Here is a 13,692-nt window from a genome sequence, read left to right as displayed (position 1 = left end):
ATGCGCATCCTTCTTGCATTCGCCCGTGCCCATCCGCGCCGTAGCGCGGCGACGCTAGGCTGCCTGCTGCTCGCGAGCCTGGCCGAGGGCATCGGCATGTCCACGCTGCTGCCACTGTTGGAACTGGCTGCGCCTGGAGACGGAGCGGAGCCTTCCTCGCTGGCAATGGCCGTACGCGGCGCCGTCGAAGGAGTGGGGCTCGAGCCTGACCTCGGGGTGCTGTTGACGGTCGTGCTGGCGGGCATGCTGGCGAAGGCCGGGCTGGTGCTGCTCGCGAATCGTCAGGTGGGTTACGCGGTCGCCAGCGTCGCAACCGAGCTGCGTCTCTCCCTGGTGCGGGCGCTCCTGGGGGCGCGCTGGGCCTACTTCACGCGCCGCCCCGTCGGGATGATCGCCAATGCCTTCACGACGGAAGCGGAGCGGGCATCCCAGGCGTTCCTTCACGGTTCGCTGGTCCTGGCCGCGGTGCTCCAGACGATGCTCTACACGGGGATCGCCTTTCTGGTTTCGTGGCAAGCGACGCTGGGAGCGATCGCATTGGGCGGCCTCAGCAGTTGGGCGTTAGGTGGGCTGGTACGGGCATCGCGCCGGGCCGGGAATCGGCAGACCGAGCTGTTGAAGACCTCCGTCTCCCATCTCTCGGATGCCCTGCACGCAGTGAAGCCACTTCGGGCGATGGCAAGGGAAGCCCTGCTCGGTCCTCTCCTGGGCCGTGAGGCCCGTCACCTCGATCGGGCGCTGCGCGGGGAGGTGCTCAGCAAGGAGGGCCTGAAGGCGCTGCAGGAACCGATCATCGTGGCGGGCCTGGCAGGCGGTTTGTACGTCGCCACGACCTCCTGGGGGATCGCGCTCTCTTCTCTCCTGATGCTCGCTCTCCTGTTCGGGCGCACGTTGGCGTCGGTCGGGAAGGCCCAGAAGGAGTTGCAGAAGATGGCGGCCCGGGAGAGTGCCTACTGGTCACTCCGGACGACCATCGACGAGGCCCTGGCCGAACCCGAGCGGCCTCACGGTGGCGTTCAACCGACCCTCGAGCGCGGCATCGAAGTGGACGGGATCGGTCTGGCGTATGGCGCCGAAAAGGTGCTCGCTGACGCGACCCTGTTCATCCCCGCCGGCGGGTTGACGACGTTGATGGGAGCTTCTGGTGCGGGCAAGACCAGCCTGGCGGATCTCCTGATCGGCCTCGTGCATCCGGATCGGGGGGCGATCCGGCTCGACGGTGTCGATCTCGACGAGATCGACTTGCGTGGCTGGCGCCGTATGGTGGGCTACGTGCCCCAGGAGCTCTTCCTGCTTCACGAGAGCGTGCTCGTCAACGTGACCCTCGGCGATCCGGATCTTTCCGAAGAGGATGTCTGGCGGGCACTCGAACGGGCGGGGGCGCGGGCGTTCGTCGAGCGGCTCGAGGGCGGCCTGGCGAATCCGGTTGGCGAGCGCGGTGTGCTCCTCTCGGGCGGGCAGCGTCAGCGCATCGCGATCGCTCGCGCGATCGTCCGCGAACCTCGTTTCCTCATCCTGGACGAGGCCACTGCGTCGCTCGATCCCGAAACCGAGGAGGCCATTGTACGCTCAGTCGCACGTATGCGCGGCGAAATGACGATTTTGGCGATCACCCACCAGCAGGCGTTCGCCGACCGGGCGGACCGGGTCTATCGGATCCAGAACGGAACGGTGAAGCAGGTCGGATGAGTTTCTTCTCATGGTTCAAGCGTTTTCGAGGCCGCGAAGAGAGCAGGCTTGCTCGCGAGCAGCCCGAGTGCATCGTGCTACCGGCCGAAGGCGCCAGTGATGCCGCGCCGGTTCGGATCTTTCTCGGCACCGAGCCCGCACAATGGCGGGCCGAGCGCGTGTTCGTGGCGTCCATCGCCAGGCACCGGAATCCTGCACGCCGATACGAGATCTACCGTATGGAGGCCCTGGCCGGCTTCGACCGCCGGGAATGGACGACCGGCTTCACCGGCTACCGCTTCGCGATTCCGACCTTCGCCGGATGCCAGGGCCGGGCCATCTACAACGATGTGGACCAACTCTACCTGACGGATCCCGCGGAACTCTTCGACCAGGAACTCGACGGCCACGGCTATCTCGCGCGCAGCGCTCGTGAGACCTCTGTGATGTTGTTCGATTGTGCGCGCATGGCGGAGGTGTGGAATCGCGAGACGGCCGCCCGGTTGCACAAGAAGGAATTATCGGACCTGGCAGCGGGAGTGCCGGGGCTACGCGGGCCGCTCGCCCCCGAGTGGAACGCGCGAGACGGGGAGTACGAAGAGGGGAAGAGCAAGCTCATTCACTACACGATCCTGCATACCCAACCGTGGCGTCCTTTCCCGGAACGATTCGCCTATCGCGAAGGGCCCGGAGCCGAGCTGTGGAAGGCCTACGAACGTCGCGCAGATGAGGCCGGCTACGAGATCTTCTCCAAGGACCGGCCGAGTGAGGCCATGGCCAGCGGTGGGGATCGCTTCTTTCCCTCGGACGCGCTTCCGGCCAATCGGGAGATATTGCGAATGCTCGCCCGCGTGACGCCCAGCGATCGGGTCCTGGAGCTCGAAGGCAAAGAACTGTACAGGTGGCTGGTGGCCGCGCGGCCCGAGCCCGCCGACGGCATCCTTGTCCCTGGCGGCATCGAGGCATTGCCCGAAACCGATCAGGGCTGGGTGCTCCGCCGCCTGTTCGAGGGTGCGGGCCGATTCTTGTTCGTCGCCGCCGCCCCCGGCGCGCATTCCGCGCGCTTTGTGGAGCGCTTCGAAGGGGTGGCTCGGAGCTACCGGGGCGTGCATTGGGAACTCTTCGTGCGCGACGCAAAGGGGCGCGTGCGGCACGCGGAGGGCGGCCGCTTTCTGGGTTGCGACACTCCGCGTACCTGGGTCGTCGTCGATGACCGGGCCGGCAACGAAACCCAGGCCGTCGGCCTGGCGGAAGAGCTGGGCTGGGACTACCAGCTCATCCGGCTGCGATTCGGTCGGCTCGGGAACCTCCATCCCCGCTTGCGCGGAGCTTCTCGGCTTGGCCTGTCTCGTGGGCAACGCGCAAAGCTCGGCGCGCGCTGGCCCGAACTGGTGATCTCCGCCGGCAGACGCGCAGCCCCGGTCGCCCGGTGGGTGCGCGAACGCGCCCAGGGGCGCACGCGTCTCGTCCATCTTGGCCGCAAAGGAGGGGCGGCGGCCGGCTTGTTCGATCTCGTCGTGACGCCTCGCCATGCGCGGCTCTGGCCGCATCCGCGACGCATCGAGACCCTGCTGCCGCTCTCGCGGGTCAATGATGCGGAGCTGGCCCGGGCGGCCGATCGCTGGAAGGAATGCCTCGCGAACGAAGCCGGACGCCCATGTGTCGCGGTCCTGGTTGGCGGAGAAACCCGAAAACATCGCCTCGGTCCGAGCGAGGCTCGACAGATGGCATTGGCGGCCCTTGCGCTCACACGGAGCCTCGGCGGCGAACTCTGGGTGACGACCAGCCCGCGCACAGGGGACGCTTCAACGGCAGCCCTGGGGCGCGCATTGGGGACGGGCGCGAAGTTCTTTCCGTGGGAACCGGGCAAGGAGACGCCGTACCTCGGCCTTCTGGCCAAGGCGGATCTGCTGATCGTCACGGGAGAGAGCGAGTCGATGCTCGCGGAGGCTTGTGCGACGGACCGCCCGGTCATGGTGTACCCGCTTCCGCGGATTTCCATGGCCCGTGGTGGCCGCGGGCTCGGTGGTAGGATCGTCGATGCCCTCCTGGCCCGCGCCTTCCTGGTCACTCCGAATGATCGCGGTACGCCGCGCCCCCAGAAGGGCCTGCCGAGAGTGCTCTCGCGCTGGATCGATGCCGGCTTGCTTCGGCCCACCCGCGATCTCGAAGGCTTGCACGCTGATCTGGTTCGGGCGGGCCGTCTCCAGACCTTCGGCAGCGAGCCTCACCTCGAACCGGTGACGCCGCATCGTGAAGCTCCGGAGGTGGCAAGAAGGTTGCGCGAGCTGATGGGAGTGGATCTGGCATGAGCGGGAATCCGCTGATCGATTTCGAGTGCTTGGAGGCGACGCCAGCGCGGGTCTTCCGGAACCAGCGTCCCTATCCCTGGTGGGCGGGCCCCGCCTTGCGGCCCGAGGCTTGGCAGGCCCTGCATGAGCATCTGCCCGACGTCGACCAGCTGGAGGCGATGTTTGGCAAGGAGCGCCGCTTCGGCCAGGCCTCCCACGATCGTTATGTCCTCGAATATCGCCAGGATCTGCCGGTCCATCCGATCTGGCATCAGCTGGTGGAGGAGTTGGAGGGGCCTGCCTATCAACGCTTCCTGGCGAGACGCCTCGGGCGGCGGCCCGTTCGGCTGCTCTACCACTGGCATTACACGCCGCGGGGGTGCTCCGTTTCTCCCCATTGCGATGCCCGTCGCAAACGGGGCTCGCATATCCTCTACTTCAATGATCCCGCTCGCTGGCAGCGGGAGTGGGGCGGAGAGACCTGCGTCCTCGATGACGAGGGCCGCTTCTCCCACCGTTCCAGCCCGGCCTTCGAAGATTTCTCGCACACGGAATCCGCATCCTGCGTGGGGAACCAGAGCCTCCTGTTCGCCCGCCGTGCGAACTCATGGCATGGCGTTCATCCACTCACGTGTCCCGAGGGCGAGCTGCGGCGAGCATTCATCGTCGTCTTCGAGGCCTGCTGGCCATGGCAGCGGTAGCTCCCGGCGGTTCCGGCCCTCTGGGTACGACAGACGGTGTTCCGGGCGGCCCCGGCCCTCTGGCGATCGTCCTCAGTGGGCTCGGCCTGGGGGGTGTTCAGCGCACGATGCTGACGCTGGCCGAGGGGATCGCGTCTCGGGGAATCCCCGTCGACCTGGTCGTGCCGGATGGGCGCGGCCCGTTTCGCGCGCAGGTACCTCCGAACGTGCGGCTCGTTGAGCTTGATGCAGGCATGGCACGGCTGCCCTGGCTTCGCGCGCGAAAACGTCGCCGGAGCCTGGCCAGCACGCCGGCGTTGGCGCGGTATCTGCGACATTCTCGCCCTCACGCAGCCTTTTCCGCATCCCACTATGTAAACCTCTCCCTGCTCGCTGCCCGGCGTCTCTCCCGTCATGAACTACCGGTGGTGATCAGCCAGCGCACGCATCTCTCTCGTGCTGTGCGAAACGCGGGCTTCCCTTTCCACCGCCGTCCCTTGCTGGGGGGCTTGGTTCGCGCCGCGTATCCCTCGGCCGACGCCGTCGTGGCCGTGTCCGCTGGTGTCGCTGATGATCTGGCCGAGGTGGCGGGCCTCGCCCGCGAGCGCATCGAGGTCATCCCGAATCCGCTTCGTCTCGAGCAGGTGAAGGAGGGCGCGGGCAAGCCGCCGCCTCATCCGTGGCTCGCTCCGGGTGAGCCACCGGTATGCCTGGCGGTCGGCCGATTGGCAGCTCAGAAGGATTTTCCGACGCTCCTCCGCGCGTTCGCTTGCGTGCGGCGAAACCGAAGAGCACGTCTTCTGGTGCTGGGCGAGGGTCGCGAGCGGGCCGCCCTCGAGGCATGCATCCGTGAGCTGGGTCTGGCCGAAGATGTCGAGCTACCGGGCTATGCGGAGAATCCATTTGCCTGGATGTCCCATGCCCGATTGTTCGTCCTGTCCTCGGCGTACGAAGGATTGCCCGGTGTGGTCATCCAGGCGCTGGCCTGCGGGTGTCCCGTGGTGAGCACGGATTGCCCGAGCGGGCCTCGGGAAATCCTGCAGGGCGGCGAACTCGGCGCGCTGGTGCCGGTCGGCGATTCGGACGGGTTGGCTGCAGCGATCGATCGCGCTCTCGACACACCCGTCGATCGAGCTGCCCTCCTCCGAAGGGCACAGGATTTCGCGTTGGAGCCCATCGTGGATCGCTGGCTCGGGCTGCTCGATCGCGAGCGGACGACGTGAGGCGCCTGCCGGCAAAGGCCGGCTGGTGAAGTCAGGCGAAAGAAGCAGCTGCCCAGACGAACTCATCCTCGGCCGAGGCGTGTGCCTTTCGCTGCTCGAAGACTTCGCGTACCCGTCGAAGATCATCCAGGGTATCGACTTCAGCCCACCAGCAATTCCCGGTCGGTACGGTGTCGATCCGCAGGCGCCCGGCCAGATTGTCGAGGGCGGCAGTGTACCAGGCATCGCCGCCTTCGGGTGTGCGAACGATTTCGTCGAGCACGCGGCGGAAGCCGTCGATGCCCTCGCCCCGAAAAACGGTCATTCCAATGGCCTCGCCATCGGGCACGAGGTGGGGCAGCCGCTTGCCGATCGCCTCCAGCCGTTCGTCACGGCCGAGTACGATCTTCATGTCGTCTTCATCGTAGGCAGGCTTTTTCGCCGTCGCGATCGCCACCGGGCAGCGATCCACGGCCAGCAGCCGTTTCAGGATCTGGTCCTCGAAGAGCGTGTCTCCGTTCAGGAGCACGAAATCCTCGTCCATTGCGGCACGGGCCAGCCATGCCGTGACCAGATTGTCGGTGGTGGCCGAGAAGGGGTTGTATTCGGTGGCCACTTCCAGGCCCGGGATCGCCAGGCGAAGAATCTCAGACTCGACGCGGTCAGCTCCGTACCCGACCATCACCGCGACGCGTTCGATTCCGCAGCGGGCAAGGCTGCGGAGCTGAAGCTCGAGGAGGGAGCAACCGCCGTGGATCGGGACCAGGCACTTCGGGGCACCATCCGTGGCCCGTGCGAGGCGACGTCCCTGGCCTGCGCTCAACAGGATCGCCTTCACGAGCGCCGCATGCCTCCCCCTTGGTTTGAGCCCACTGCCGGGCCAACCCGGCCGCCGGCACCATAGCGGACGTGACAGCGGGTCTACACATCGGGTCGAGGGGCAGGGCGCCGGGCGAGGCTGGCCCGGGCCGGATCCTACGCCGTGCCGTCCGGCGGGAAGTGGCGCTGCCGGCCGCCGTGGCCCTCGGGGGCCTCTCGATCGCCTTTCTCACGAAGAGTTTGCTGGCCTACGCCGACTGGATCGTGAACCGTGGCCTGGGCGGGGCAGAGGTGGGGCGGATCGCAGGGTTGGAGCTGCTCCCGGTGTTGGCGCAGACCCTTCCGTTCGCCTTGCTGATCGGCGTTCTCGTCGCTCTCGGTCGGCTCAAAGCGGATCTGGAGCTTCTGGCGATGGAGACCATGGGCATGTCCCGTCTCCAGCTGGTGAGGCCCGTGCTGGGGGTGGCCGTCGCGGGTGGGCTGCTTGCCGGAGTGCTCTCGATCTGGGCGACCCCCTTCGCCCGCGCTCAGCTCGAGCTGAATATGGAGCGCATCGCACGGGAGCGGCCCGGTGCGCTGATCACCGCCGGCAACGTGGTGGAATTCGGAGATCGGCAGCTCCTGGCGCGCGAAACATCGCCCGACGGAAAGGAACTTCGTGGGGTCCTGTTGTGGATGCCGGATCTGGCGGAGGCCGTCTTTGGCGAGAGGGGAACGGTGATCCCCATCGGTGAGGGTGTGCTCTCCCTCCAGTTGGAAGACGCTTCGGTGTTGGGCTCTCCGGTAGGCGGGGGCCAGCATGTCGAGGTCGCGCTCTTCGACACCGAGCTGGAACTCTCGGCCGAAGAGGACACTCCCGGAGATCAGCTTGGCGCCCTGTCAACGGCCGCCCTGATGGGTGATCCGCAAGGCTTCGATCCCCGGCGTGCCCAGGCGGAGCTTCATCGGCGCTTCGCTCATCCCGTGGCTGCGGTGTTGTTAGGTGTGCTGGCGGCACCCCTGGCCCTGGCGCGTCGGCGTTTCTCCCGTTCGAGCGGTGCCGTGACGGGCCTCTTCATGACACTTGGCTACTACGGCCTGGTGCAGCTCGCCGATGCGATGTTCCGGGATCCGGCGAATTCCGTCGCCTGGGCCGTGTGGTCGCCGCCCCTCGTCGTGCTGATCCTGCTCGCCGTCCTGCTCGGGCGCCTGGCTCGGGACCCCTTCGACGAGGAACCCGATCATTCGGCGCCCGACCGGGAGCTCGTCATGAAGCGGCCGGTAGGCGTGCGGGGTGTCTTGGATCGCTATGTGCTCGGTGTCTACGTCGGAGCAGCACTTCTTTCGTTCGGGGCCCTTTTCGTCGCCTATTTCCTGATCGACGTGCTCGAGCGCCTCGAGTGGTTCGCCCGGCACCGGGCCGAGGTCGGAGAGATCGCCCATTTCTATGCGGCCCGTGCGCCTCTGCTGGCCTCTCGGGTGATTCCGATGGGTCTGCTCGCCGGCAGCGCGTTGACGGTGAGCCTGCTCGTGGCTCGCGGCGAACTCCTTGCGATGCAGACCTGCGGTATCCGGCTCGGTCGGGCGCTGACCCCGGTGTTGATCTTCTCGGCGATCATCGTTCCGCTGGATTTCTGGTTCAACGAAGCACTCATCACGCGCAGCAATGCCTGGGCGGATCGCATCAAGGTCGAGCGCATCAAGGACGTTGCCGAGGGCTCGGCCACCGAGGCTTGGTATCGGATGGAAGGACAACTGGTGCGCGCGTCGCGTAGCGGTCTGGCGAGTGGGCTCATTCCGGATCTGGTCGTCTTCGAAACCGGGCCGACCGGTCTCCCATCCGCTCGCATCCATGCACGCGAGGCGCGCCACGTGGGAGACGGCGAATGGGAGTTGTTCGACGCCCGAGCCGTGCTCATCTCGGACGAGGGCCTGCAGAACATCGATCCGCCGCTTCGCTACGCGCTGAGTGAGGCGCGGCGCGCGGAGGTCGATCCGATGCACCATTCCGCGAGAAGTCTTGCGGTGGAGATCGAGGCGGCCGAGGCGAACGGTTTCCCGGTCGTCCCATTGCGCATCGCATGGCACCGAAAGCATGCCGGCCCCCTGGCATGCCTGCTGCTCCCAGCCATCTCCTTGATGCTGGTGGTTCGTTCCCGCCGTCCCCCTTCAGCCGCCCGGAATCTGGTGCTGTGTGTGGCGTTGGGCGTGGCCTACCTGCTGATCGGCGATGTGGCGGCCTCGCTGGGGCAAGGCGGCCGGCTCTCGCCCGCCGCTGCCGGCTGGACGCCGCCACTGATGGCATTTTCGGGTCTGGTGGTACTCCTGGGTCGTCCGCGCGCCTGAGCCCCTGTTGACGCTCGGAAGGCGTCACCTTTAGGGCCCCTGGGGGCACTCCTGGATGTGGTAAAATTTCCCACATCCATGCCCAGCGAATCTCCCCAGCCCGGCCCCCGTCCCGCGGCGCTGCTGGCCCTACGCCAGCTGCTGCGACCCCTGGTTCGCTTCCTGCTCGATCAGCAGATCAGCTTTCCCGTACTGAGCCGCCTGCTCAAAGAGGTGTACGTCGATGTGGCGCGGGAAGAGCTGCCACTTGAGGGGCGTGGCCAGACCGATGCCCGACTCAGCCTGCTGACCGGCGTCCACCGGAAGGATGTGCGGCGGCTTCGGGAGCAGGGCGGGCTCGATGACGACACGGATCAGCATGCACCGCTTGGCGCGGCGATCGCCGTGCGCTGGACGAGTGAAGACGCGTATCTCGATTCCCAAGGGCGGCCCGCAGCGCTACCGCGCCGGGCGGAACCCGGCGAGAACAGCTTCGAGGCATTGGTCGCTTCGGTGAGCAAGGATATCCGGCCGCGGGCGGTCCTCGACGAATGGCTGCGGCTCGGCGTGGCCCGGATCGATGAGCAGGATCACGTCCACCTTCAGGTCGATGCCTTCGTGCCCAGTGAAGATTTCGATGAGAAGGCATTCTTCTTCGGACGCAACACCCGCGACCACCTGGCCGCAGCCGTCCACAACCTGCGCGGCGAGAGCCCGCCGATGCCCGATCGGGCGGTGTACTACGGAGGCCTGTCAGAGGAATCGGCAGAAGAGCTGGCCCGCCTCTCGGAAGAGGTCGGGATGGAAGCCCTGCAAAGGGTGAACAAGCGCGCACGGGCGCTGAAGCACCGCGATGCGGAGCCCTCGGGGCTCCTTCGCCGGATCACCTTGGGCTTCTATTTCTTTTGGGGCAAGGACGATTCCGATGCCGGCGAGGACGGTTCGGATGCGGCCTAGCACTCCCGGATTCATCGCGGCACTCGTCGGCCTCCTGTTGATCCTCTCGCCCTCTCTGCGCGCTGACGCGGCATGCGAAGAGCCCGCAGGCGAGCTGCTTGCCCTCGGGGCGGAAGGCGTTGGAGGAACGGGTCGTGGCGGCCAACAGGATGGGATTGGCGGGACCGGTCGAGAAACCCGCGACCCCGGGGACGGCATCGGCGGCACCGGCCGAGAAGTCCGTGATCCCGTGGATGGAATCGGCGGCTCCGGCCTGGCGGACGATGGCCTCGGCGGAACGGGCCTGTTCGGCACGTTGACGGGCTTCGGGAGCCTGTGCGTGAACGGCCACGAAATCACCCTCGATCCTTCCGTCCCCGTCACGTTGGCCGGCGAGTCGGCTTCGGTGGACGTGCTCCGCGTGGGGCAGGTTCTGTGGTTGGTGGCGCAAGAAGAGGGCGGCACGCTTCGCGCCACCCACGTGGATGTCTTCCTGGCGGCCGCCGGCACGATCGAGCGCGTCGAATCCGGTGGCCACGACTTGCAGGTCGCGGGTCGCGCCATTGCGGTCCCCGAAGATGCGTTGGTCGTCGACGGGGTTTCGGGCATGCCTGTTCCGGTCGAGAACCTTCGCGTTGGCGAACGGGTCGCCGTCAGCGGCCTCGTCAACGCCGACGGGGTCGTCCTCGCGAGTCGCATCGAGCGGCGCGAGCGCGCATGGCCGAAGTTCCAGCTTCCGGACCCGGCCGAACTGGCTCGAACGGCCGGCCTGTCGCGGGTTTCCGTGGAGGGCCTGGTGCAACGCGGACCTGGTGGTCGCCTGCAGGTGGGCTCGTTTTCGCTGGCGCTCGGAGCCGAGGCCCCGCAGGCTGCGGCGCTCACGGCGGGCGCCCGTGTCTGGGTGCAGGGCAAGAGCGAGGGCGCACGGTTGACGGTCGAGCAGATTCGTCTGCCCGCCCCGAAGCTCGCACCGCGCCCCCGGCCCACGCTTCCCCCGGGCGCACGGGTCGAGCCGCCGCGCACGATGCCGGCGCCCCAACCCCGGGACACGCTGCATCAGCCTTCCGTCTCGCCCGCCGCTCCCCGCCCCTCATCGCGGCCAGGTCCCGATCGCCCGAGGAAACTCGAGCCGGCCAGGATCCGCGCCGTACCGACGGATGCAAAGCTGCTCGACGGTCGCTAGTGGCCATCACGAATCTCGGCTATTTCAAGATTGGAATTTGAAATAGCCGGATCTGGCCGTTACCCTCGATACGGATGATCGAACGCGATCTCACGCCGCAGCTGCGGAAGGCGGCGCGCCAGTTTCCCGCCGTCACGCTCACCGGGCCTCGCCAAAGCGGGAAGTCCACGCTGTGCCGCGCAGTCTTCTCGAAGCTCCCGTACGTCAGCCTCGAGGCACTGGATGTTCGCGCGTTCGCGACGGAGGATCCCCGAGCCTTCCTGGCCCAGTTTCCGGGTGGAGCCGTCATTGACGAGGTGCAACGTGCTCCTGATTTGCCCTCCTACCTTCAGGGCATCATCGACGCCGATCCGAAGCCCGGGCGCTGGGTTCTCACTGGATCCCAGAACCTCGCGCTGCTGGAATCCGTCAGCCAATCGCTGGCGGGGCGATCGGCGGTTCTGCATCTGCTTCCACTGGCGCGGAGCGAAGTCGTCCGCTTCAGACGGCATCCGAAGAGCCTCGACGAAACCCTTCTCGCAGGTGGGTACCCTCGCATCTTCGATCAGAAGCTCGACCCGAGCGACTGGCTTCGCTCCTACGCCGCGACGTATATTGAGCGTGACGTGCGCACGATCAGCAATGTCGGCGATCTGGCCGTCTTCCAGCGTTTCGTCGAGCTGTGCGCGGGCCGTACGGCCCGGCTGCTCAACTATTCGGCGCTCGGTGGCGATTGCGGCATTTCCCAGCCGAGCGCAAAGGCGTGGCTCAGTATTCTCGAGACCAGCTTCGTGGCTTTCCGCCTCCCACCGTTTCATACGAACCTCCGAAAGCGGCTCGTCAAGATGCCCAAGCTGCATTTCCATGACAGCGGCCTCGTCTGCTGGCTACTCGGGATCCGCACCACAGAGCAGCTCCGCTCCCATCCCCTCCGTGGCGCGATCTTCGAGACCTGGGTCGTCTCGGAGATCCAGAAACATCGGCTGAATCGCGGCGAGCCCAGCAACCTTTCGTTCTATCGCGATCGCGACGCCGCCGAGGCCGACCTGGTGATCGAACACGCCGACCGTCTGACGCTCGTGGAAGCCAAAGCGTCGCAGACGGCCTCGAGCAGCTTGTTTCGCGATGCGAACCGAGTACGTGGCTACCTCGCGAAGTCGTCACGCCCATGCGACGTGGTTGTGGCCTATGGCGGCGAGGAGACCCAGCGGCGCTCGCAGGCAAAGCTGGTCCCATGGGCAGGGCTGCACCGGGAGAAGTGGATCCGGTAGAAGGCCAGCCGGCGGAGCGATCAGTTCGCGCAGGCTTCGTCGTGCGTCTGGGCGAAGGCGCCCCCATCAGCCCGAAACCGCGGCCACCGCTTCGATGGGGATCGTGACCGGGTTCATGCGGCGAGGACCGCTCGTTCGCTGACGCAGGAACGCGTGATCGACTTGATGGTTGAAAGGCATGCGGGCGGCGGTCCTCCGCCGATTTCGCTTTCTACGTACAAGCGCATCGAAGCGGGCTCGAAGGTCTTCTTGTCGAGTCTGGAAGTGGTCGCATCTGCATTCCAGGTCGAGCCATTCGAACTCGTGGCGGTCGCGAGTCTGGATTCGACCGAAGAAGCACGTCAAGTCGACCAACTCGATCTTCCTGGGCTCGGGTCGGTCACGGAGCCGAACCTCCGGGACAGATGAAGGCGGACTCCCGGATTCGCGTACGCCTGTGGTGCGATCGCCGATTTGCAGAAATCACGACGCAGCTTGCGGAGCGGGTAGCCCACGGTGAGATGACACCAAGGCAGTACTGGCACGTCTTCTGGCACCATCGGCTTGCCCAGCTTCACCACTGGCTCGACGGCTCGATCGATGACCGCGTCTACTATGGCTGGCTGTTCGCCCTTCAGCACCAGTTCACCGACGATGATCGCGTGGGCGGAATGGGCTTCCGGGAGGCTGGTCCTCGGCCAAGCCGCGAATCATCGACCCCATCTTCCTCGATCTGATCCGGCAGGTGTTCGCCGGCCAGCTCGATCGGGCGATGGAACGGATTTCGAGGCCCTCGACTGCGCAGCGCGCGTAGCCCGGCTATGGAATCCCTTGCCTGATATGGGGAAACCCGTTCCCCGAGAGATTGACAGATGGATCGTGGAGCCCCGAGGGGCACGCCTGGGCAACCTCGGGAGGAACAGGAATTGCGCAACCCGGTAGGCAAAACCGGAGGCTCCAGGCAATCGCAACCTGAGGTAGGAGCCCAGCAGGTGGGGCGCTTGCGAGGTTCGAGGGAAGCAAAGGAACCAGATCATCTTCACCCATCAGTCCGGTTCCACTGGCGCCGCTCCTGTGCGCTCGTTCGAGCAGCTCCAAGCGTTCGTTTCGCCACCGTTCGCAAGCGCCCGGCGAAACGTCTCCCCTGTTGGTTTGCGACTTGGCCGAATTCCGTTGCCGAAGCAGGGTGTTGGCTAGATGGCTATTCTGCGGACGGAACTCAGGAGCATGAAGACAATGTGTCGGCCCAAAGTACAAATGTCCGGTTTTCTCCAAAGTAGAAATGTCCGCTTTCTCTTCTGATTCCGGCTTCTCCGCTGCCGAGTCCCGGGGCCCCAGTGGAAAGCGCCAGGCGCTTTCCACTGGGGCCCCGGGACTCGG

11 protein-coding genes are annotated in these 13,692 nt (G+C 66.4%); 10 read left to right on the top strand and 1 reads right to left on the bottom strand.

Translation table 11 applies throughout. The features are described 5' to 3' along the window. Genes GY937_27420 through GY937_27405 form a run of 4 tightly spaced genes read left to right on the top strand, consistent with a single transcriptional unit; the run spans position 1 to position 5,862 of the window. The gene (locus tag GY937_27420) at positions 1 to 1,689 is read left to right on the top strand and encodes an ABC transporter ATP-binding protein (protein ID MCP5060445.1); all 1,689 of its coding nucleotides are present in this window, start codon (positions 1 to 3) and stop codon (positions 1,687 to 1,689) included. Then, entirely contained in the window at positions 1,686 to 3,980 is a 2,295-nt protein-coding gene (locus tag GY937_27415) for a hypothetical protein (GenBank protein MCP5060444.1), read from the top strand. The genes GY937_27420 and GY937_27415 overlap by 4 nt, the downstream gene beginning before the upstream one ends. Continuing rightward, on the top strand, positions 3,977 to 4,660 hold the full coding sequence (locus tag GY937_27410; protein ID MCP5060443.1) for a hypothetical protein: 684 nt from the start codon (positions 3,977 to 3,979) through the stop codon (positions 4,658 to 4,660). Before GY937_27415 ends, GY937_27410 begins: the two co-directional genes overlap by 4 nt. Beyond that, positions 4,648 to 5,862 carry a glycosyltransferase gene (locus tag GY937_27405; protein MCP5060442.1) on the top strand — a complete coding sequence of 405 codons (1,215 nt, stop codon included), beginning with the start codon at positions 4,648 to 4,650 and terminating at the stop codon, positions 5,860 to 5,862. The genes GY937_27410 and GY937_27405 overlap by 13 nt, the downstream gene beginning before the upstream one ends. A gap of 31 nt (positions 5,863 to 5,893) precedes the next feature. Here GY937_27405 and GY937_27400 read toward each other — a convergent pair whose 3' ends face one another. Further along, positions 5,894 to 6,679: a phosphocholine cytidylyltransferase family protein gene (locus tag GY937_27400; protein MCP5060441.1), complete on the bottom strand. Its 786-nt coding sequence runs from the start codon at positions 6,677 to 6,679 to the stop codon at positions 5,894 to 5,896. Between the two features lie 71 nt (positions 6,680 to 6,750). Between GY937_27400 and GY937_27395 the strand changes: the two genes are divergently transcribed. The 6 genes from GY937_27395 to GY937_27370 all read left to right on the top strand — a co-directional run bounded on the left by GY937_27395 (position 6,751) and on the right by GY937_27370 (position 13,049). Then, positions 6,751 to 8,985 (top strand): YjgP/YjgQ family permease, encoded by a 2,235-nt coding sequence (locus GY937_27395; GenBank protein MCP5060440.1) that lies wholly within the window; start codon positions 6,751 to 6,753, stop codon positions 8,983 to 8,985. A gap of 78 nt (positions 8,986 to 9,063) precedes the next feature. Further along, on the top strand, positions 9,064 to 9,921 hold the full coding sequence (locus GY937_27390) for a hypothetical protein (GenBank protein ID MCP5060439.1): 858 nt from the start codon (positions 9,064 to 9,066) through the stop codon (positions 9,919 to 9,921). Then, positions 9,911 to 11,083 (top strand): hypothetical protein, encoded by a 1,173-nt coding sequence (locus tag GY937_27385; protein ID MCP5060438.1) that lies wholly within the window; start codon positions 9,911 to 9,913, stop codon positions 11,081 to 11,083. Before GY937_27390 ends, GY937_27385 begins: the two co-directional genes overlap by 11 nt. Before the next feature lie 74 nt (positions 11,084 to 11,157). Beyond that, on the top strand, positions 11,158 to 12,333 hold the full coding sequence (locus GY937_27380; GenBank protein MCP5060437.1) for an ATP-binding protein: 1,176 nt from the start codon (positions 11,158 to 11,160) through the stop codon (positions 12,331 to 12,333). A gap of 165 nt (positions 12,334 to 12,498) precedes the next feature. Beyond that, positions 12,499 to 12,741 (top strand): hypothetical protein, encoded by a 243-nt coding sequence (locus GY937_27375; GenBank protein ID MCP5060436.1) that lies wholly within the window; start codon positions 12,499 to 12,501, stop codon positions 12,739 to 12,741. Further along, positions 12,738 to 13,049: a hypothetical protein gene (locus GY937_27370; protein MCP5060435.1), complete on the top strand. Its 312-nt coding sequence runs from the start codon at positions 12,738 to 12,740 to the stop codon at positions 13,047 to 13,049. Before GY937_27375 ends, GY937_27370 begins: the two co-directional genes overlap by 4 nt. The last annotated feature ends 643 nt before the right edge of the window (positions 13,050 to 13,692 follow it).

The sequence above is a fragment of the bacterium genome, assembly GCA_024228115.1.
Lineage (GTDB): Bacteria > Myxococcota_A > UBA9160 > UBA9160 > UBA6930.
The sequence above is the reverse complement of the archived record's forward strand: the minus strand, read 5'-3'. Positions and strand labels throughout refer to the sequence as shown.

Bases quoted from the DNA above. Each gene is read 5' to 3' on its own strand.
- GY937_27420 (MCP5060445.1), top strand. From the start codon at position 1: ATGCGCATCCTTCTTGCATTCGCCCGTGCCCATCCGCGCCGTAGCGCG.
- GY937_27415 (MCP5060444.1), top strand. From the start codon at position 1,686: ATGAGTTTCTTCTCATGGTTCAAGCGTTTTCGAGGCCGCGAAGAGAGC.
- GY937_27410 (MCP5060443.1), top strand. From the start codon at position 3,977: ATGAGCGGGAATCCGCTGATCGATTTCGAGTGCTTGGAGGCGACGCCA.
- GY937_27405 (MCP5060442.1), top strand. From the start codon at position 4,648: ATGGCAGCGGTAGCTCCCGGCGGTTCCGGCCCTCTGGGTACGACAGAC.
- GY937_27390 (MCP5060439.1), top strand. From the start codon at position 9,064: ATGCCCAGCGAATCTCCCCAGCCCGGCCCCCGTCCCGCGGCGCTGCTG.
- GY937_27385 (MCP5060438.1), top strand. From the start codon at position 9,911: ATGCGGCCTAGCACTCCCGGATTCATCGCGGCACTCGTCGGCCTCCTG.
- GY937_27380 (MCP5060437.1), top strand. From the start codon at position 11,158: ATGATCGAACGCGATCTCACGCCGCAGCTGCGGAAGGCGGCGCGCCAG.
- GY937_27375 (MCP5060436.1), top strand. From the start codon at position 12,499: ATGGTTGAAAGGCATGCGGGCGGCGGTCCTCCGCCGATTTCGCTTTCT.
- GY937_27370 (MCP5060435.1), top strand. From the start codon at position 12,738: ATGAAGGCGGACTCCCGGATTCGCGTACGCCTGTGGTGCGATCGCCGA.